This window comes from Seohaeicola sp. 4SK31, from assembly GCF_028802875.1.
Lineage (GTDB): Bacteria > Pseudomonadota > Alphaproteobacteria > Rhodobacterales > Rhodobacteraceae > Seohaeicola.
On the sequence record NZ_JARAMP010000021.1, the window covers coordinates 41,838 to 59,972 of the forward strand.

Here is an 18,135-nt window from a genome sequence, read left to right on the forward strand (position 1 = left end):
ACTACAGCGTGATCAGAACGATCCCTGTCAGGATCAGCAACCCGCCCAAAGCCTGATGCATGGTCGGCGGCGCGATCGAGGCTGACAGGATGCCGATGACCAGCACGGTCACCAGCGTCACGATCACCGCCAGCGCCGCCAGCCATCCGGGGTGAATTCCCTCGCAATAGGGTCTGAGCAGAAGTGTGGCCAGAGCATAGCTTCCGGCTGCGGTCAGGACCATGACGGCCCGGTGTGAGGCAAGAATGATTTTCATGATGATACGGTCTTTCTGTGACGAACGCCTGAAATAAGGCCGATCAATGATGGTGAAATAAGGCACAACCTTTGCATGTGACGTCGCACCCGAAAAGGCGGGAAAACCTTACCTAAGGTTGTGGATAACTCCGGCTGATAGATGGCCCTGTCAGGGCTTCAACGTGTTCAGCGCCTGCTCGAACATCTCAAGATCCACGTTCCCGCCCGAGGCGACGACGATCACCGCATCCCCCTCGATCTGGTCACGCCGGGTCAGCGCGGCGGCCAAGGCCACGGCTCCGCCCGGTTCAAGCACGATCTTCAGCCGCAAAAACGCCTGCGCCATGGCCCGCAACGCCTCGTTGTCGGTCACGACAAGACCGGGTCCGCACAGGCGCTGCATGATCGGAAAGGTCAGGGTGCCAGGGCTGGGCGTCACGATCGCATCGCAGATGCTGCCGGTCATGGCGGCATTGCGTTCGATCTTCCCACTGGCCAGCGACCGGGCCGTGTCGTCGAATCCCTGTGGCTCGGCGGGCCGCGCGCGCAGACCGGGGGCCTCGGCCTCCAGCGCCAGCGCGATGCCCGATGTCAGGCCACCACCCCCGCAACAGACCAGAACATCCGCCTCCTCCACGCCAAGGACACGCGCCTGCGCCGCGATCTCCAGCCCTGTTGTGCCTTGCCCGGCGATCACCTCCGGCTCATCGAATGGCTTGATCAGCGTCAGCCCGCGCTCCTCGGCCATGCGCGCACCGATGGCGTCACGATCCTCGGTCGCGCGGTCATACAGCACCACCTCAGCGCCCAGCGCACGCGTGTTCTCGATCTTCAGGCGCGGCGCGTCCGACGGCATGATGATGACCGACGGCACACCGTGCTGCGTCGCCGCCAGCGCCACGCCCTGCGCGTGATTGCCCGAGGAAAAGGCGATCACCCCGTTGGCCCGCACATCCTCTGCCAAGGCCGAAACCGCGGAATACCCGCCGCGATACTTGAAGCTGCCCGTATGTTGAAGGCATTCCGCCTTGATCAGCACACGCCGCCCCGCCAGATGGTCGATGAAGGGCGATGACAACAGCGGCGTCTCGCGCGCATGTCCCTTCAGCCGCTCTGCCGCCGCGCGGATCATCTCGATATTCATGCCATCTGCTCCAGCCAGAGGTTCAGCGCATCCAGCGCCTCGGGTTCGTCAAGAAAGGGGATATGCGCCCGGTCCGGCACATGCGCGACGATCAGGCCGGGCATCCGTTCCGCCATCCGCGCGACGGTCGCATCGCTCAACAGGTCAGAGTTCGCGCCATGGATCACCGCGCAGGGCAGGGGGGCCATGGCATCGAACAGCGGCCACAGATCCGGCGCGCCCTTGGCCCCCGCCGCAATCACCGCCTCGCGCAGGCCGGAGTCGTAATTGATCCGCACACCCTCGGGGGTCTCCACATGGGTATGCGTCACCTCCTGACGCCAGCGCGCCAGTGGCACACCGGGAAACTTCGCCGCCATCGCCGCAGCCCGCTGCACGGCCAGATCGTCCAGCGTGGCCGCTTCCGGGTGACGGCCCAGATACCCCATGATCACATCCAGACCGCCCGGATCCAGTTCCGGCCCGATATCGTTCAGCGCCACACCCATCAACCGATGCTTCGCCATCGCGGCCAGAACCATCGCGATCAGCCCTCCGCGCGATGTGCCAAGGATCGCCACGCGCTCCAGCCCCAGATGATCCAGCAGTTCCAGCACATCCTGCGCCTCGCGCGGCACGGTATAGGTCAGCGGATCGGGCGACCACGCCGACTGTCCGCGCCCCCGATAATCCAGCCGGATCAATCGCACACCCGCCAGATGCGGAGCCACGAAATCGAAATCCCGCGCGTTGCGGGTCAGGCCCGACAGGCACAGCACCGCATGCCCCGCGCCCTCATCCTCGTAATGCAGGTGCAACCCGTCCGACGTCAGAAACTGCGGCATCAGCGGGTCACCAGATCGGGGATCGCGGTCAGGTCGCGCAGGATATGGTCAGGCCGCCCCGGCAGCCGGTCCACCGGATCGCCAGCGCGGTTCACCCAGACTGTCCGGAATCCGTAGGCCGCCGCAGCGCCCGCGTCCCACCCGTTCGACGAGACGAACAGCACATGCGACTTGGCACAGCCGAACCGCTGGATCACCATGTCATAGACCTGCGGCGCGGGTTTGAAGATCCCCACCGATTCGACCGACAGCACATCGTCCAGCACCTCGCCCAGCCCGGCGGATTGCACCGCCCCCGACAGCATCTCGGGGCTGCCGTTCGACAGGATCGCCGTGTTCATCCCCGCGGCCTTGAGCGCGCTCAGCATGCCAGGCACCTCGGGAAAGGCACTCAATTGCCAGTAAAGCGCCAGCAGCCGGTCCCGCAGCGCCACATCCCCGTCGAGCCCCTCGGATTCCAGCGCCCAGTCCAGCCCGTCCTGGGTGACCGTCCAGAAATCTGTATGATCGCCCGTGATGGCCCGCAACCAACTGTATTGCAGCTGTTTTTGCCGCCACTTCTCGGACAGCGCGGGCCAGTGGCGGGCAAAAGTCTCCCGCCCCGGTTCGGCCGCGACCTGACGCGCGGCAGCCGCCACGTCGAACAGGGTGCCATAGGCGTCGAATATGCAGGTCGTGATCATCTGTGCGCGCTATCCTTTTGCGTCAGACTGGCACGGCGGCGGGCAGGGGAAAAGAGTTAATCAGTGCGGATCAGCGGCATCTGGCTCTCTTGTTTGCAAAATCGGCCCCGTCTCTGTAGCCTTGCACCCGTCCACCCGAGAACCCGCGCGCGCCACAGGCAGGGCGGCCTCGACCATTCACCTTTCCAAAGCAGAACTGGAACAGTCATGACGCAGGTCAAACCGGGCGATACCGTCCGCATTCATTACACCGGCACCCTCTCGGACGGGGCCACCTTCGACAGCTCCGAAGGGCGCGACCCGCTGGAATTCGTGGTGGGCTCGGGTCAGATCATCTCGGGTCTGGATGTCGCCCTGCCCGGCATGACCGTGGGCGAAAAGAAGGTCGTCAAGGTTTCCGCCGATGAGGCCTATGGCCAGCCCGACCCGAACGCCCGTCAGGCCGTGCCCCGCGCCGAGATCCCGGCGGACATCCCGCTGGATCTGGGCACCCAGTTGCAGGTCCAGACACCGCAGGGGCAGGTGATGCCCGTCACGGTGGTCGATGTGACCGAAACCGAGGTGACGCTGGACGCGAACCACCCGCTTGCCGGGCGCGACCTGACCTTCGCCATCGAACTGGTCGCCATCGCCTGAGACCGGAGGCCGCAAGGCAGGAAAGGCGCGGGGTGCATTCGCCGCGCGCCTTTCCTATGATGGGGCAGCGTTCCGCACCGGAGACCTGTGATGAGCAATGCCACCGACACGATCCTTGCCCGCATCCGCGACCTGCAGGAACAGCTCGACGCCGAATTCGACCGCCGCCGCGAGGCGTTTCTCTACCGGCTGGACAACGGCCGTGTGATCTTCGACGCCGAGGCGCGCCGCCGTCAGCGCGAGATGCGGGTGCGCCTGTCGGATTTCCTGCGCAACACCCGGCCCATGGTCGTGCTGACCTCGCCATTGATCTACAGCCTGATCATACCTTTCGTGGCCCTCGATGTGATGGTCACGCTCTACCAGCGCATCTGCTTTCCCATCTACAGCATCCAACCCGTGCGCCGCGCCGACTTCATCCGCATCGACCGCCACCACCTGCAATATCTGAACGCGCTGCAAAAACTGAACTGCGTCTATTGCGGCTATTGCAACGGCGTCATCGCCTATGTGCAGGAAGTGGGCGGCCGGACCGAAGCCTATTGGTGCCCGATCAAACACGCCGCGCGCGTGGGGGCCCAGCATCGCTATTACGCGCAATTCGTGGATTACGGCGATGCCGCAGGCTTTCAGGACGGGCTGGAGGTCAACCGCGCAAGGATTGCACCCCCGGCAGAATAGGCTTCTTTTTGCCTGAAATATCCCGGGGGGATCGTCGAACGAAGTTCGACGCGGGGGGCAGGCCCCCCGTCCTCACATCTCCAGCAAAACCGCCCCCGCGCGGCGACCCGCCTCCACCGCCTGATGCGCCGCAACGCAATCCTCAAGCGCGAAACGCGCATGGATCGCAGGCGTCAGCGCGCCCGCCGCATGGGCCCGGTGCAGCATGCCGATGGCCGTGGCGCGTTCGGCCTCGGGCAGCAGATAGATCAACACCACATCGATGGTGATCGCGCGGAACAGGAACGCACCGAAAGGTAGCACCGGAGTCATCTGCAAGGCGGAACCATAGGCCGCCACCGTCCCGTTCTCGGCCACCGCCTGCGCCAGCATGGCGGCATTCAGACCGAACTCCACCTCCACCGCGCGATCCACACCGCGCCCGCCCGTCAGGTCCAGCACCTGTGCCGCCAGATCGGGGTCGCGGTAATCCAGCACCGTGTCGGCCCCCGCCGCGCGCACCCTGTCGAAATCGCCGGGTGACGCCGTGGCGATCACCCGCGCCCCGCCCCAGGCCGCCAATTGCACCGCATCATGGCCCACGGCCCCCGCGCCGCCCGAAACCAGCAGGGTCTTGTCCGTCACGCGCCCTCCACCAAAGACGCAATGCGCCGCGGTCAGCCCCGGAATGCCCAGCGTCGCCCCGTCCTCATTCCTCATCCCTTCGGGCAGCGCCACGGCCTGCGCCGACGGCAGGGCGATCATCTCGGCCGCGGTGCCAAAGGGCCGCCGCCATTGCCCGTTCCAGATCCAGACCCGCTGCCCGATCCGCGCCGACTCGACCCCCGCGCCCACCGCTTCGATCACGCCCGCGCCATCCGAATGGGGCACGATCACGTCAAAGGGCGGCTTGACCACACCGGGACGCGACCCTGCACGGGCCTTGACGTCCGAGGGGTTCACACCCGAATGGGTCAGCCGCACCAGAACCTCGCCGGGGGCGGGGTCGGGCGTTGGCAGATCGGTCAGGTGCAGCACATCGGCGGCTGGGCCAAAGGCGGAATAGGTGATCGCTTTCATGGACGGGTCTTTCCTTGAGGGCTGACATGCAAAACGCCCCGCAACACTTGCAGGGCGTGCGGTCTTGTTCAATCTCTTGGCGCGCCTATTTGCGCCGCAACCGGATCACCACATCGACCGAGGCGATCTCGGCCCCCGCAGGCGCGTTCGGGATGCGCGTGATCTCCAGCTCCTCGCTGGGCGCATCGGTCAGCGTGCCGCTATCCTCCCAGTAGAAATGCGGATGGTCATGCGTGTTGGTGTCGAAATAGCTTTTGGTGCCATCCACCGTGATCTCGTGCATCAGCCCGACATCGCAAAAAGCCCGCAACGTATTGTAGACCGTGGCCAGCGACACCCGCTCGCCCGTGTCCTGCACGGCCGCGAAAAGGCTTTCTGCCGTGACATGGCGATGTTCACCATCACCAACCAGAAGGGCCGCCAAAGCCACCCGCTGCCGGGTCGGGCGCAGCCCTGCGGTGGCCAGCCAATCGGTGCCGCGCTGTTGGGCGCGCGCGCTGTGATGGCTGTCCGTCTGTGCGCTCATGTGCTTGGTCATCGTCATCCGTTCCCGTCTCTTCCCTTCCTTATAAAGCCCGAAACAGGGAAATTTCAATTGCAAACCATAATCAGCCGCAACGCCCCCGCCATGGCGACCCGGTCGCGCAGGCTTGCAAGGGCTTGCGGGCCGATGCTAGAGGGGTCAGACTGAAATCACGCCTCCAAACCACCCTGAAGCCCACGCCAGACCACAAGAAGGACCGCGCCCGCATGGCCCAGTATCCCACCCGTTTCGACAAGGAAGACCTGCTGAAATGCGCCCGTGGCGAGCTGTTCGGCCCCGGCAACGCCCAGCTTCCCGAACCGCCGATGCTGATGATGGACCGCATCACTGAGATTTCCGAGGATGGCGGCCTGCACGGCAAGGGCCATGTGGTGGCCGAATTCGACATCACCCCGGACCTGTGGTTCTTCTCCTGCCATTTTCCCGGCAACCCGATCATGCCCGGCTGTCTGGGTCTTGACGGGCTGTGGCAGCTCACTGGCTTCAATCTGGGCTGGCGCGGCTGGCAGGGGCGCGGCTACGCGCTGGGCGTGGGCGAGGTGAAACTGACCGGCATGGTCCGCCCCGATCGCAAGATGCTGACCTACAAGGTGGATTTCACCAAGGCGATCCAGACCCGCCGCCTGACCATGGGCGTGGCCGACGGCATCGTCGAGGCCGATGGCGAAGTGATCTACCAGGTCAAGGACATGAAAGTGGCCCTCAGCGAAAGCTGAGAACCCGCCCCACCCGACGCAACGCCATTCCGCCTAACCGCTTGCCCCTCAATCCCTGCTGTCCTACACAGACTTGAACAAGATCAAGGGAGGGCGTCCATGCGCCGCGTCGTCGTTACAGGGCTGGGGATCGTGTCCAGCATCGGCAACAATGCCTCGGAAGTGCTCGAGGCGCTCAAGGCGGGCCGCTCGGGTATCCGCGCCAATGAGGCGATGAAGGAACACGGCTTCCGCAGCCAGATCGCAGGCGACATCAAACTCGACATCGCCGAGCATGTGGACAAGCGCACCCTGCGTTTCATGGGGCCGGGGGCGGCTTACGCCCATATCGCCATGGGGCAGGCCATCGCCGATGCAGGATTGACCGAGGCCGATATCTCCAACGAGCGCACCGGGCTGGTGGCAGGCTCCGGCGGCCCATCCACATCCTCGATGCTGGTGGCGCATCAGACCGTGCTGGCCAATGGCAGCCCCAAGCGGATCGGGCCCTTCGCCGTGCCCAAATGCATGTCCTCGACCATTTCCGCCAACCTCAGCACCGCCTACAAGATCAAGGGCATCAACTATTCCATCACCTCGGCCTGCTCGACCTCGCTGCATTGCATCGGCAACGCCGCGGAGCAGATCATGATGGGCAAGCAGGACGTGATGTTCGCCGGCGGCGGCGAGGAACTCGATTGGACGCTGTCTTGCCTCTTCGACGCCATGGGCGCGATGAGCAGCAAGTATAACGACACACCGGAACTGGCCTCCCGCGCCTTTGATGCGGACCGTGACGGCTTTGTCATCGCAGGCGGCGGTGGCATCGTCGTGCTGGAAGAACTGGACCACGCCCTTGCGCGCGGCGCCAAGATCTATGCCGAAGTCACCGGCTATGCGGCCACATCCGACGGCCATGACATGGTCGCCCCCTCGGGCGAGGGCGGCGAACGCGCCATGCGACTGGCGCTGGCGGGCCTGAACAAGGATCGCAAGGTCGGCTATATCAACGCCCATGGCACATCCACCCCCGTGGGCGACGTGGGCGAGGTCGAAGCCGTCCGCCGCGTCTTTGGCCGGGGCACGACTCCGCTGATCTCCTCGACCAAATCCATGACCGGCCACAGCCAGGGGGCCACCGGCGCACAAGAGGCGATCTATTGCCTCTTGATGCTGGAACATGATTTCATCGCCCCCTCGATCAACGTGAAAACCCTTGATCCGGCGATTGATGCGGGCGAAATCGCCACGCAGCGCATCGACAATGCGGGGCTCGACACGGTGATGACCAACAGCTTCGGCTTTGGCGGCACCAATGGCTCGATGCTTTTGTCGAAATATCACGGGTGATCTGACATGACAGGACAGATGCAGGGTAAACGCGGCCTGATCATGGGGGTCGCCAACGAACGCTCGATCGCATGGGGCATCGCCAAGGCGATGGCCGAGGCCGGGGCCGAACTCGCCTTCACCTATCAGGGTGAAGCCTTCGGTTCGCGCCTGAAACCGCTGGCCGAAAGCGTGGGTTCCGATTTCATGGTCGACGTGGACGTGACCGATGACGCCAGCCTTGATGCCGCGTTTGAGAGTTTGGCCGCCCGCTGGCCCACGATTGATTTCGTGGTCCACGCCATCGCCTTTTCCGACAAGAACGAACTGACCGGGCGTTTCCTGAACACCAGCCGGGCCAATTTCCGCAACTCGCTGGATATCTCGTGCTATTCGCTGATCGAAGTGGCCCGCCGCGCCCATCCCCTGATGGTGGAGAACGGCGGCACCATCCTGACCCTGACCTATCAGGGATCAAACCGCGTTACACCCTTCTACAACGTCATGGGCGTGGCCAAGGCGGCGCTGGAATCCGCCGTGCGCTATCTGGCCAATGACCTTGGCCCCGAAGGCATCCGCGTCAACGCCATCAGCCCCGGCCCGATGAAGACGCTGGCCGGTGCCGCCATCGGCGGCGCGCGCAAGACCTACAAGCATACCGACATGAACGCCCCCCTGCGGTCGAACGCCACGCTCGAGGCGGTGGGCGGCACGGCGGTCTATCTTGCCTCGGACGCAGGGGCTTGCACGACGGGCGAGATCATCCGCGTCGATGGCGGCTATCACGTGCTTGGCATGCCGCAGCCCGACAATATCTGACGGGCGCGTGGGCGGCGGGGCAGGGACGCTCCGCGGGGGATATTTGAAGCAAAAAGAAGCGCAGGTTCTGGGGGCATGGAATGACGGTTCTGATCGCGGGCGCAGGCATTGCCGGGCTGGCCATGGGCCTTACGCTGCACCAGCTGGGCATCCCCTTCCGCATTTTCGAGCGCGTGGGCGAATTGCGCCCCCTTGGCGTGGGGATCAACATCCAGCCCAACGCGGTGCGCGAACTCTATGATCTGGGCCTGCAAACCCATCTGGACGCCATCGGCGTGCGCACGCGGCAATACGGGTTCTACACCAAGACGGGCCTTGAAATCTGGGCCGAGCCGCGCGGGCTTCATGCCGGATACACATGGCCGCAATATTCGATCCATCGCGGCAAGTTGCAGATGATGCTGCTGGAGGAACTGCAAGCAAGGGCAGGGGCCGATTGCGTGGTCACCGGCGCGGGCGTGATGCGCTATGAGACGGATGCACAGGGCGCCACCCTGATCCTGAGCGATGGGACACGCGTGACGGGCGATCTGGCGATTGCCGCCGATGGCATCCGCTCGGCCATCCGCGCCCAGATGCTGCCCGACGAAGGCGAGCCGATCTGGAACGGCGCGATCATGTGGCGCGGCACCAGCCCCGGCGTGCCCTTTCTGGGTGGGGCCGCGATGATCCTTGCAGGCCATGACACCCAGCGGTTCGTGGCCTATCCGATTTCCGCCACCGACCCCGCAACCGGGCTGGCCGAGATGAACTGGATCGCCGAACTGCGCGTCGATCCCGGCCGCGCCATGGCCAAGGGCGACTGGAACAAGCCCGCCGATCCGGCGGAATTCCTGCCCGCGTTCGAGGATTGGGATTTCGGCTGGATCGACTGCCCCGCCATGATCCGCGCCACGACCGGCCCGGTCTATGAATATCCCATGGTTGACCGCGAACCCATGGCCCGCTGGACCGATGGCCGCGTGACGCTCATGGGGGACGCCGCCCATGCCACCTATCCGGTGGGCTCCAACGGCGCGAGCCAGGCCATCATCGACGCGCGCAAACTGGGGGCGGCGCTCCGCGCCCATGGCGTGACACCCCAAGCCCTTGAAGCCTACGAGGCCGAAATGCGCCCCCGCGCCGAAGGCATCCTGCGCGCCAATCGTGGCGCTGGCCCGGATGCGGTCATGCAGATGGTCGAGGACCGTTGCGGCGGTGTGTTCGACAAGATCGAGGATGTCATCCCCCGCGCCGACCTCGCCGCCCATGCCGAGAAATACAAGCGCCTGTCAGGCTTTTCCATCGAGGTGCTGAACGCCCAGCCAGCCATTCTGGGGCCGATGGACCGCGCGGCGGAATAACCCGCTCAGAACCACTGACCCGGCTCCATCAGCCCCAGATCCAGCAACTGTCGCGAATGCCACTCGAACAGGGTGGAATTGTGCCAGCGGAAACTATGGATGTCGAAGGTCGATCCGGGGTTGGCCTTCAGCGCCTTGGCCGTGCGGAACGAACAGATGGCCGCCGTGATGTTGTGATGCCACGGGCAGGCATAGGTGTTGTATTCCTCGTTATTGAACGTGTGTGTCTCGCGCAGCTCCAACCCCGGCTTGGCCCGGAACAGCGCGATCCGGTCGATCTTGCGCCGCGGCGCGGGGATATGCTCCTCATAGCGCCAGCGCAGACCGCCGAAGAAATCCAGCTGCCGTTCGCGCGGGTGGTTGTGATTGTCCGGATCGACACGCGCCAGCGCGTAATAGCCCGACTTGTCCAGATGTGCATCCTCAAGGCTCACGGCGGACGGGCGCGCGTTCAGATCCCCTGCATAGAGGTCAATGACATAGCACAGCATCGCATCGCGCCGTTCCTCGGTGTGAAAGGCCAGCATCTCGGCCGCAGAGCGGCTCTCGCAGAAGGGATAGAACAGGTATTCCGCGTTGTAGCAGTAATAGAACCATGTTCCGGGCGCGGCCTTGATCAGCGCATTGACCGTATCGGTCAGCATGGTCGGCGCCAGCGTGTCGTGGTCGATCCGGTGCACCGTGCTGTCGAACTCCTCCGCCAGATCGAAGGCGGCCGGCATGAAGGCCAGAACCGCAGCAAATCCCAACCCCAGATGATGCCGCAGGGTCGAGGCGACCTCGACCTCATCCTCGACAAAGATCACCGCCACCGGCCCCTTGGCCAGCAGTTTGTCCGACCGGGTCAGAAAATCCTTGAGACTCGTATACCGCATCGCCGTGAAATCGCCCCGCACCTGTCGTCTCTGCCTGTTGCCGCGCAAGGTCCGCGAAATCCGCGTGCATTGCAAGGGACCCCCGTTCTGGTATAGGCACGCATCCGACCCCCGACCGTCAGGACATCTCCATGAGCACGCCGAAGAAACTCTATATCAAGACCTATGGCTGCCAGATGAACGTCTATGACAGCGAGCGCATGGCCGAGGCGATGGGCAGCTCGGGCTATGTCGAGACGGCGACGCCCGAAGACGCCGACATGATCCTGCTCAATACCTGCCATATCCGCGAGAAAGCGGCGGAAAAGGTCTATTCCGAACTGGGCCGCTTCCGCGTGCTGAAAGAGGCCAATCCCGACCTCAAGATCGGCGTCGCGGGCTGCGTGGCGCAGGCCGAAGGGGCCGAGATCATGCGCCGCCAGCCGCTGGTCGATCTGGTCGTCGGCCCGCAAAGCTATCACCGCCTGCCGCAGCTCGAGGCCCGCACGCGTGAGGGCAAGCGTGCCCTCGACACCGATTTCCCCGAGGATGACAAGTTCGAAACCCTCCGCCACCGCCCCAAGGCCGCGCGCGGGCCCACAGCCTTCCTGACCGTGCAGGAAGGCTGCGACAAGTTCTGCGCCTTCTGCGTGGTGCCCTATACGCGCGGTGCCGAAGTCAGCCGCCCCGCCGACCGCATCCTTGAGGAAGCCCGCGATCTGGTCGCGCGCGGTGTGCGCGAGATCACGCTGCTGGGCCAGAACGTCAACGCCTATCACGGCGCCGGCGAAGGTGGCGACTGGTCGCTGGCCCGCCTCATCCGCGCTCTGGACCGCATCGACGGGCTGGAGCGCATCCGCTTCACCACCTCGCATCCCAACGACATGTCCGATGACCTGATCGCCGCCCATGGCGATTGCGCCAAGCTGATGCCCTATCTGCATCTGCCCGTGCAATCGGGCAGCGACCGCATCCTCAAGCGGATGAACCGCAACCACACGGCCGACGCTTACCTGCACCTGATCGAACGGATCCGCGCCGCGCGCCCCGATATCCTGCTCTCCAGCGATTTCATCGTGGGCTTCCCCGAAGAGACCGAGGCGGATTTCACCGCCACGCTCGACCTGATCCGCGCGGTGGAATTCGGGCAGGCCTATTCCTTCAAATACTCTACCCGCCCCGGCACCCCGGCGGCCGAGCGCGCGCAACTGCCTGACGATGTCACGACCGACCGCCTCTACCGGTTGCAGGCGCTTCTGGCCGCGCAGCAGCGTCGCGTGCAGGACAGCATGGTCGGGCGCGAGGTCGCGGTCCTTTTCGAACGTGCGGGCCGGATGCCGGGTCAGATGGTCGGCAAATCCGAATATCTGCATGCCGTGCATGTGTCCGACGCCGCTGCAACCATCGGGCAGATCGCACGGGTCAGAATCACCGGCAGCGGCACGAACTCCCTGTCCGGCGTCATGGCCTGAACCGGCCCCGCCTGAAAAAGAGCACTGTCTCCTGATCCGCATGAGGGGCGAATGCCTCCCCTGATGGCTGCGTCATGGGCGAGTTGCTGTGCCGTCATTCGCCCAAAGATATAATCCGTCCTTTCGCTGGGGATTGTTGCGCGAATATCCACAATATCTTGTGGAATTTTCTTCCCAATCGCTACAAATCTTCGTATTCTGCCGTCTAGTATGTGCGCCCCTGGGGTCTCCTGTCGGGCGATTTGGTTAAACAGTAATCAAGGGGACTTTTCCAAGATGACATGGTCAGCAATACGTGCGGCGCTCGCCTGTGCGGTTGTGTCCGCAGTGGCCGTCGCGGGGCTCGCAGATGCGGCCTCGGCCCAGCAGAACACCGTCAAGGGTGAGCGGTATGTCCCCACCATCTGGGTCGACCCGGATGGTTGCGAACATTGGGTGATGGACGATGGTGCCGAAGGTTTCATGTCGCCGCATCTGGACCGCAACGGCAATCCCGTCTGCCACCGGGGGCAGGTCTGCGGCGTGATGCCGACGGATCAGTTCTTCGCCACCAACGGCGCCCAGATCCACGCCAACACCCGCCAGAATCTTGAATCCTTCTTCCGCAAGGCGAATGCGCGGGCCTATCTGGTCCACGGTCACACCGACAGCCGCGCCTCGGACGAATACAACATGAGCCTCAGCCTGCGGCGCGCCGATGCCGTGGCGCGGGTCGGGCAATCCGTCGGTGCCAATATCATCGACGTGCGCGGCTTCGGCGAACGGATGCCAAGGGCCAGCAATTCCACCGCAGACGGCATGGCGCAGAACCGCCGCGTCGAAATCATCTGCCTGCGCTGAGGAGACCGGAAATGACCTATTTCAAGGGAATCGCAATGCTGGGGGTCGTGGCGGCCCTGGCGGGTTGCACGGTTGATGCGGACAAGTCGCGGGATACCGGGTTGGACCGCAAGCACCTCAGCCAGCTTGTGGCGGGTGTCTGGGTCGATCCCAACGGCTGCGACCACTGGATCATCGACGACGGGCTGGAGGGCTATCTGTCGCCCCGCCTGCAACCCGATGGCGCGCCTGTCTGCTCCAATGCTGCCCCTCCGGGCACGGCGGTCGGCCCCTACAAGGCGCGCGGCAAGATTCTGCCCAACCTCTGATCCGGGCGACATTTCGCCCGAACATGCACCACAGACGCCCCGCCTGTGGTGTTTTTTGTTGCCCGGCACCCTACATGATGATCATGCCGCTTGCACGATGCCGCGCAACTTGGCACCCTTTCCCACAGGTGACAGGGTCAGCCCTCCGCTGATCCGGCCTCAGCAAGGAGATCTGCTTGGCTATCACAGTGCTGCCCCCGCCCTTCGACCCGTCCTCCCAGATCGAACGTCTGGCCGAATTCCCCGATAACCGCCTGCTGATCGACCTGTGTGGCGAATATGATCGCAATCTGGCCGATCTGGAGAAGAAACTGGGGGTGCAGATCCTGCGGCGTGGCAATCAACTGGCCGTCTTCGGCGACCCGGATGCCACAGCCAACGCGATCGAGGTGCTGGATGCGCTCTATGAACGCCTCGAATCAGGCCGCGCGCTCGAACAGGGCGACATCGACATGCAGATCCGCATGGGCAACTCCGCGCAGGACACCGGCCTTCTGGCCGGCGACCAGCTCGAAATGTTCCGCGCCGGAAGGGTCGAGATCAAGACGCGCCGCAAACTCGTTGAACCCCGGACCGAGGCGCAGAAAGCCTATGTCCAGAACCTCTTCAAGAACGAGCTGTGCTTCGGCATCGGCCCTGCGGGCACCGGCAAGACCTATCTGGCCGTGGCGGCAGGCGTGTCCATGTTCATCACCGGACAGGTGGACCGGATCGTGCTGTCCCGCCCCGCGGTCGAGGCGGGTGAGAAACTGGGCTACCTGCCCGGCGACATGAAGGACAAGGTCGATCCCTACATGCAGCCGCTCTATGACGCGCTCAACGATTTCCTCCCCGGCAAGCAGACCGCCAAGCTGATCGAGGAAAAGCGGATCGAGATCGCCCCCTTGGCCTTCATGCGTGGCCGCACCCTCAGCAACGCCTTCGTGGTGCTGGACGAGGCGCAGAACGCCACCTCCATGCAGATGAAGATGTTCCTCACCCGTCTGGGCGAAGGCTCGCGCATGGTCATCACCGGCGACCGTACCCAGATCGACCTGCCGCGCGGTGTGACCTCGGGTCTGGCCGATGCCGAACGTCTGCTGAAATCCATCGACAAGATCAGCTTCAACTACTTCACCTCCAAGGATGTGGTCCGCCATCCCCTTGTCGCCGCCATCATCGAAGCCTATGAGGCGGACGGCACGGTCTGAACACCGCCGCCCGTTTCATCTTGCGCCAAATACTCTCGGGGGTGCGGGGGCAGACAGCCCCCGCTGCAACATCGCCACATGCTGACCGATACACAGATCGAAGACGACCGATGGGCGCAGGCCGGGCTCGCGGCTCTGGCCGAGACCGCCGCCTGCGCGACGCTCACCCATCTGGGTTTTGACCCTGATCTCTACACCATCAGCCTGCTGGGGTGCGATGATCGCCGCATCAGCGTGTTGAACGCCGAGTTCCGGGGCAAACCCGCGCCCACCAACGTGCTCAGCTGGCCCGCGCAGGACCTCGCCGCCGAGGAAGAGGGAGAGGCCCCCTATGTCCCCGACGCGACCCCGCAGGACGATCCCTTTGCCTTCGACGAAGAGGACGAGGACGAGGGCATCGCGCTGGGCGACATCGCCATCGCTTGGGAAACCTGTGCGCGGGAAGCCGCCGAGACGGGCAAGCCGCTGGCGCATCATGTGACCCATCTGGTCGTTCACGGAACCTTGCATTTGCTGGGCTATGACCATGTTCGTGACAAGGATGCCACTTTGATGGAAACAATCGAGGTGGCGATACTTGGCAAACTGGGGGTCCCTGACCCATATTAGGGGCACCGAGGCGGGCCGGTTGCCCGCCGATGGCATTTTGACCAAGGAAGCGCAGCTTCCACATTCTGGAAAGGTACGATGGGCGACAGCATAGACGGGCGACGAAGAGGACGAGGACGAGGGCATCGCGCTGGGCGACATCGCCATCGCTTGGGAAACCTGTGCGCGGGAAGCCGCCGAGACGGGCAAGCCGCTGGCGCATCATGTGACCCATCTGGTCGTTCACGGAACCTTGCATTTGCTGGGCTATGACCATGTTCGTGACAAGGATGCCACTTTGATGGAAACAATCGAGGTGGCGATACTTGGCAAACTGGGGGTCCCTGACCCATATTAGGGGCACCGAGGCGGGCCGGTTGCCCGCCGATGGCATTTTGACCAAGGAAGCGCAGCTTCCACATTCTGGAAAGGTACGATGGGCGACAGCATAGACGGGTCTTCTGGGGCAGCGCAGGGCGCGCTGCCGTATTCAGAGATCGACAAGACGTCACAGGGCGGGTTTTTCCGCCGGATCATCGGGGCGCTCAGCCCCTCGGACAGCGATGACGACAGCGAAGAGACGGCCTCGAACGCCTCGACCCCCGAACGTCAGCAGGTCCACAACATCCTGAACCTGCGCCGCATGCGTGTGGAGGATGTGGCGATCCCCAAGGCGGACATCACCGCCGTTCCCGATACGATCTCGATGGATGAACTGGTCGAGCTGTTTCGCGAAACCGGCCTCACCCGGCTTCCGGTCTATTCCGGCACGCTGGATACGCCGCTCGGGATGCTGCACCTCAAGGATTTCGCGCTCAAGCACGGGTTCAACGGCACCTCCGAGGAATTCTCCCTCAAGCAGATGCTGCGTCCCCTCCTTTATGTGCCGCCTTCCATGTCCATCGGCGTGCTGCTGCAAAAGATGCAGTCCGAACGCAAGCACATGGCGCTGGTGATCGACGAATATGGCGGCGTCGATGGCCTTCTGACGATCGAGGACCTGATTGAACAGGTCATCGGCGAGATCGAGGACGAACACGACACCGACGAGGATCAGTTCTGGACCGCCGAAAAACCGGGCCAGTATCTGGCCCTGTCCAAAACCCCGCTCGAGGATTTCGAGGCCGAGATCGGCCTCTCTCTGACCGAACACGAGGATGTGGACGAGGAAGAGATCGACACGCTGGGCGGTCTGGTCTTCATGCTCGCGGGCCGCGTGCCCGTGCGCGGCGAGGTGGTCCAGCATCCCGCGGGGGTGGAATTCGAGGTGGTCGATGCCGACCCCCGCCGCATCAAGCGACTGAGGGTCCGCCTGCCACATGCGTCTGCCGCCTGACATGCAGCCCCGCCTTGCGGGGCTGCGCGGCCAGCTTGCGCTGGCCGCCTTGGCCGGTGGGCTGGGGGCCTTGGGACAGGCGCCCTTCGATCTGTGGTTTCTGGCAATCCCCGGTCTGGCGCTGCTCTTCGCGCTGTTGCGCCGCGCGGATGGTCCGCGCCGCGCCGCGCTGATCGGGTGGGCCGCAGGAACCGGCTATTTCGCGCTCGCGCTGTTCTGGATCATCGAACCTTTCATGATCAATCCGGCCCGTCACGGCTGGATGGCGCCTTTCGCGCTGGTGGGCATGTCCGCCGGTCTCGCGCTCTTCTGGGCAGGGGCAGGGGCCGCAACCCGCTGGCTTGGCGGCACGGCCCTCGCCTTCATCGCCAGCTTCGCTCTGGTCGAGGTCGCCCGCTCCTATGTCCTCACCGGCTTTCCTTGGGCGCTGATCGGCCATGTATGGATCGACACGCCGCTGGTGCATATGGCCGCACTGGTCGGCCATCACGGCCTGACCCTCCTCGCCCTGACGGCAGGCACCGGGCTGATGCTGCTCCTGATCCCGGCACGGCGCTGGTGGGGAGCGGCCAGCCTCGCCACCGTGGCGGCGGCAGCGCTCTGGGGCAGCAGCGTCCCGATGGGGGCTGGACCCGTCGCACAGGCCGATCCCGCCCTTTCAGAGCGTCCGGTGATCCGCATGATCCAGCCCAACGCGCCGCAACATCTGAAATGGGATCGCACGATGATCCCGGTCTTCTTCCAGCGGCAGGTCGATTACACCGCCGCCCCCGCCGAAGACCCCGCCCGCCCGCGCCCCGATCTGGTGATCTGGTCCGAAACCGCCCTCAGCGTGCTTCTCGAAAACGCCGAACCGGAACTCGATGCCATCGCCACGGCGGCCGATGGCGTGCCGGTCGTGCTGGGCATCCAGCGCTTCATCGGCCAGCGCACCTATAATTCCGCCCTTTTCATTGATGAGGGCGGTGTGATCCGCGCCATCTATGACAAGCATCAGCTGGTCCCCTTCGGCGAATACATGCCCTTCGGCGAGACCATGGCGAAATTCGGCATCCATGGCATGGCGGCCTCGCGCGGAGGCGGCTTCTCGCCCGGTCCCGGCGCGCGGCTGATGGATCTGGGGGCGCTTGGCCGCGCCCTGCCGCTGATCTGTTACGAGGCGGTTTTTCCGCAATTCATCAACGCGGCACCGGACCGGCCCGATTTCCTCATGCAGATCACCAATGACGCATGGTTCGGGGCGCTCTCGGGGCCCTATCAGCATCTCGCACAGGCCCGTCTGCGCGCCATCGAACAGGGCCTGCCCATGGTCCGCGTCGCCAATACAGGCGTCTCTGCCATGATCGACCCGCTGGGCCGCATCACCGCCCAGATCCCCTTGGGACAGGCCGGCTGGCTGGACGCCCCCCTCCCGGAGCCGCTGCCGCCTACGTTCTATGCCCGCACGGGCGAGGGACCGATGCTCCTGCTCATCCCCGGATTGTTCATTCTTGCCGCAGGCTGGCACCTGCGGGCGCGACGCACCAGATAGCGATTGACGCTTGCCACCAGCG

20 protein-coding genes and 1 pseudogene are annotated in these 18,135 nt (G+C 64.4%); 14 read left to right on the forward strand and 7 right to left on the reverse strand.

The features are described 5' to 3' along the window. Position 1: 1 nt before the first annotated feature. The 4 genes from PVW27_RS16535 to PVW27_RS16550 all read right to left on the reverse strand — a co-directional run bounded on the left by PVW27_RS16535 (position 2) and on the right by PVW27_RS16550 (position 2,888). Positions 2-256, reverse strand: a complete 255-nt coding sequence (locus PVW27_RS16535; protein WP_274559646.1) for a hypothetical protein — start codon at positions 254-256, stop codon at positions 2-4. Positions 257-406: 150 nt separating this feature from the next. Further along, positions 407-1,381, reverse strand: coding sequence for a threonine ammonia-lyase (locus tag PVW27_RS16540; RefSeq protein ID WP_274559647.1), 975 nt, complete (start codon positions 1,379-1,381; stop codon positions 407-409). Continuing rightward, positions 1,378-2,205 carry an alpha/beta fold hydrolase gene (locus PVW27_RS16545; RefSeq protein ID WP_274559649.1) on the reverse strand — a complete coding sequence of 276 codons (828 nt, stop codon included), beginning with the start codon at positions 2,203-2,205 and terminating at the stop codon, positions 1,378-1,380. The genes PVW27_RS16540 and PVW27_RS16545 overlap by 4 nt, the downstream gene beginning before the upstream one ends. Then, positions 2,205-2,888 (reverse strand): haloacid dehalogenase type II, encoded by a 684-nt coding sequence (locus PVW27_RS16550; RefSeq protein WP_274559651.1) that lies wholly within the window; start codon positions 2,886-2,888, stop codon positions 2,205-2,207. Before PVW27_RS16550 ends, PVW27_RS16545 begins: the two co-directional genes overlap by 1 nt. A 207-nt stretch (positions 2,889-3,095) precedes the next feature. On the opposite strand from PVW27_RS16550, the gene PVW27_RS16555 reads away from it, so the two are divergent. Next, positions 3,096-3,524 (forward strand): FKBP-type peptidyl-prolyl cis-trans isomerase, encoded by a 429-nt coding sequence (locus PVW27_RS16555; protein ID WP_274559653.1) that lies wholly within the window; start codon positions 3,096-3,098, stop codon positions 3,522-3,524. A gap of 90 nt (positions 3,525-3,614) precedes the next feature. Further along, complete coding sequence (locus PVW27_RS16560) at positions 3,615-4,205, forward strand: hypothetical protein (protein ID WP_274559655.1); 591 nt, start codon at positions 3,615-3,617, stop codon at positions 4,203-4,205. Positions 4,206-4,277: 72 nt separating this feature from the next. Here PVW27_RS16560 and PVW27_RS16565 read toward each other — a convergent pair whose 3' ends face one another. Both PVW27_RS16565 and irrA read right to left on the reverse strand, forming a co-directional pair. Continuing rightward, complete coding sequence (locus PVW27_RS16565) at positions 4,278-5,264, reverse strand: NADPH:quinone reductase (protein ID WP_274559657.1); 987 nt, start codon at positions 5,262-5,264, stop codon at positions 4,278-4,280. Positions 5,265-5,349: 85 nt separating this feature from the next. Continuing rightward, the gene (gene irrA / locus PVW27_RS16570) at positions 5,350-5,802 is read right to left on the reverse strand and encodes an iron response transcriptional regulator IrrA (protein ID WP_432762087.1); all 453 of its coding nucleotides are present in this window, start codon (positions 5,800-5,802) and stop codon (positions 5,350-5,352) included. Positions 5,803-6,014: 212 nt separating this feature from the next. Between irrA and fabA the strand changes: the two genes are divergently transcribed. The 4 genes from fabA to PVW27_RS16590 all read left to right on the forward strand — a co-directional run bounded on the left by fabA (position 6,015) and on the right by PVW27_RS16590 (position 9,994). Next, the gene (gene fabA, locus PVW27_RS16575) at positions 6,015-6,524 is read left to right on the forward strand and encodes a bifunctional 3-hydroxydecanoyl-ACP dehydratase/trans-2-decenoyl-ACP isomerase (RefSeq protein ID WP_274559659.1); all 510 of its coding nucleotides are present in this window, start codon (positions 6,015-6,017) and stop codon (positions 6,522-6,524) included. A gap of 99 nt (positions 6,525-6,623) precedes the next feature. After that, the gene (fabB, locus tag PVW27_RS16580; protein WP_274559661.1) at positions 6,624-7,853 is read left to right on the forward strand and encodes a beta-ketoacyl-ACP synthase I; all 1,230 of its coding nucleotides are present in this window, start codon (positions 6,624-6,626) and stop codon (positions 7,851-7,853) included. Positions 7,854-7,859: 6 nt separating this feature from the next. After that, positions 7,860-8,651, forward strand: coding sequence for an enoyl-ACP reductase FabI (locus PVW27_RS16585; protein WP_274559663.1), 792 nt, complete (start codon positions 7,860-7,862; stop codon positions 8,649-8,651). Between the two features lie 80 nt (positions 8,652-8,731). Next, positions 8,732-9,994, forward strand: coding sequence for a flavin-dependent oxidoreductase (locus tag PVW27_RS16590; protein WP_274559664.1), 1,263 nt, complete (start codon positions 8,732-8,734; stop codon positions 9,992-9,994). 5 nt (positions 9,995-9,999) lie between these two features. On the opposite strand, the gene PVW27_RS16595 is transcribed toward PVW27_RS16590, so the two are convergent. Beyond that, a complete protein-coding gene (locus tag PVW27_RS16595; RefSeq protein ID WP_274559665.1) occupies positions 10,000-10,869 on the reverse strand; it encodes a hypothetical protein in 870 nt (289 codons plus the stop codon). Positions 10,870-11,000: 131 nt separating this feature from the next. Here PVW27_RS16595 and miaB point away from each other — a divergent pair, with 131 nt between their 5' ends. From miaB to lnt, 8 genes and pseudogenes are all read left to right on the forward strand, one after another. Then, positions 11,001-12,320, forward strand: coding sequence for a tRNA (N6-isopentenyl adenosine(37)-C2)-methylthiotransferase MiaB (gene miaB / locus PVW27_RS16600; RefSeq protein ID WP_274559666.1), 1,320 nt, complete (start codon positions 11,001-11,003; stop codon positions 12,318-12,320). Between the two features lie 276 nt (positions 12,321-12,596). Beyond that, positions 12,597-13,160 (forward strand): OmpA family protein, encoded by a 564-nt coding sequence (locus tag PVW27_RS16605; RefSeq protein ID WP_274559669.1) that lies wholly within the window; start codon positions 12,597-12,599, stop codon positions 13,158-13,160. 11 nt (positions 13,161-13,171) lie between these two features. Then, entirely contained in the window at positions 13,172-13,468 is a 297-nt protein-coding gene (locus PVW27_RS16610; protein ID WP_274559670.1) for a hypothetical protein, read from the forward strand. Positions 13,469-13,644: 176 nt separating this feature from the next. Further along, positions 13,645-14,658 (forward strand): PhoH family protein, encoded by a 1,014-nt coding sequence (locus PVW27_RS16615; RefSeq protein WP_274559672.1) that lies wholly within the window; start codon positions 13,645-13,647, stop codon positions 14,656-14,658. A gap of 78 nt (positions 14,659-14,736) precedes the next feature. After that, on the forward strand, positions 14,737-15,267 hold the full coding sequence (gene ybeY / locus PVW27_RS16620) for an rRNA maturation RNase YbeY (RefSeq protein ID WP_274559674.1): 531 nt from the start codon (positions 14,737-14,739) through the stop codon (positions 15,265-15,267). Between the two features lie 112 nt (positions 15,268-15,379). Further along, positions 15,380-15,604: pseudogene (ybeY, locus tag PVW27_RS16625) on the forward strand (rRNA maturation RNase YbeY); the annotation flags it as partial. Positions 15,605-15,682: 78 nt separating this feature from the next. Then, positions 15,683-16,582 (forward strand): hemolysin family protein, encoded by a 900-nt coding sequence (locus tag PVW27_RS16630; RefSeq protein ID WP_274559676.1) that lies wholly within the window; start codon positions 15,683-15,685, stop codon positions 16,580-16,582. Beyond that, positions 16,566-18,113 carry an apolipoprotein N-acyltransferase gene (gene lnt, locus PVW27_RS16635; protein WP_274559678.1) on the forward strand — a complete coding sequence of 516 codons (1,548 nt, stop codon included), beginning with the start codon at positions 16,566-16,568 and terminating at the stop codon, positions 18,111-18,113. The genes PVW27_RS16630 and lnt overlap by 17 nt, the downstream gene beginning before the upstream one ends. Positions 18,114-18,135 lie beyond the last annotated feature (22 nt).

What these genes read in the sequence shown, in the direction of transcription:
- PVW27_RS16630 (WP_274559676.1), top strand. Translation starts at nt 15,683, where the DNA reads ATGGGCGACAGCATAGACGGGTCTTCTGGGGCAGCGCAGGGCGCGCTG.
- PVW27_RS16590 (WP_274559664.1), top strand. Translation starts at nt 8,732, where the DNA reads ATGACGGTTCTGATCGCGGGCGCAGGCATTGCCGGGCTGGCCATGGGC.
- PVW27_RS16595 (WP_274559665.1), bottom strand. Translation starts at nt 10,869, where the DNA reads ATGCGGTATACGAGTCTCAAGGATTTTCTGACCCGGTCGGACAAACTG.
- lnt (WP_274559678.1), top strand. Translation starts at nt 16,566, where the DNA reads ATGCGTCTGCCGCCTGACATGCAGCCCCGCCTTGCGGGGCTGCGCGGC.
- irrA (WP_432762087.1), bottom strand. Translation starts at nt 5,802, where the DNA reads ATGACCAAGCACATGAGCGCACAGACGGACAGCCATCACAGCGCGCGC.
- PVW27_RS16545 (WP_274559649.1), bottom strand. Translation starts at nt 2,205, where the DNA reads ATGCCGCAGTTTCTGACGTCGGACGGGTTGCACCTGCATTACGAGGAT.
- miaB (WP_274559666.1), top strand. Translation starts at nt 11,001, where the DNA reads ATGAGCACGCCGAAGAAACTCTATATCAAGACCTATGGCTGCCAGATG.
- PVW27_RS16585 (WP_274559663.1), top strand. Translation starts at nt 7,860, where the DNA reads ATGACAGGACAGATGCAGGGTAAACGCGGCCTGATCATGGGGGTCGCC.
- PVW27_RS16555 (WP_274559653.1), top strand. Translation starts at nt 3,096, where the DNA reads ATGACGCAGGTCAAACCGGGCGATACCGTCCGCATTCATTACACCGGC.
- PVW27_RS16565 (WP_274559657.1), bottom strand. Translation starts at nt 5,264, where the DNA reads ATGAAAGCGATCACCTATTCCGCCTTTGGCCCAGCCGCCGATGTGCTG.
- PVW27_RS16540 (WP_274559647.1), bottom strand. Translation starts at nt 1,381, where the DNA reads ATGAATATCGAGATGATCCGCGCGGCGGCAGAGCGGCTGAAGGGACAT.
- PVW27_RS16605 (WP_274559669.1), top strand. Translation starts at nt 12,597, where the DNA reads ATGACATGGTCAGCAATACGTGCGGCGCTCGCCTGTGCGGTTGTGTCC.
- PVW27_RS16560 (WP_274559655.1), top strand. Translation starts at nt 3,615, where the DNA reads ATGAGCAATGCCACCGACACGATCCTTGCCCGCATCCGCGACCTGCAG.
- PVW27_RS16535 (WP_274559646.1), bottom strand. Translation starts at nt 256, where the DNA reads ATGAAAATCATTCTTGCCTCACACCGGGCCGTCATGGTCCTGACCGCA.
- ybeY (WP_274559674.1), top strand. Translation starts at nt 14,737, where the DNA reads ATGCTGACCGATACACAGATCGAAGACGACCGATGGGCGCAGGCCGGG.
- PVW27_RS16610 (WP_274559670.1), top strand. Translation starts at nt 13,172, where the DNA reads ATGACCTATTTCAAGGGAATCGCAATGCTGGGGGTCGTGGCGGCCCTG.
- PVW27_RS16550 (WP_274559651.1), bottom strand. Translation starts at nt 2,888, where the DNA reads ATGATCACGACCTGCATATTCGACGCCTATGGCACCCTGTTCGACGTG.
- fabA (WP_274559659.1), top strand. Translation starts at nt 6,015, where the DNA reads ATGGCCCAGTATCCCACCCGTTTCGACAAGGAAGACCTGCTGAAATGC.
- fabB (WP_274559661.1), top strand. Translation starts at nt 6,624, where the DNA reads ATGCGCCGCGTCGTCGTTACAGGGCTGGGGATCGTGTCCAGCATCGGC.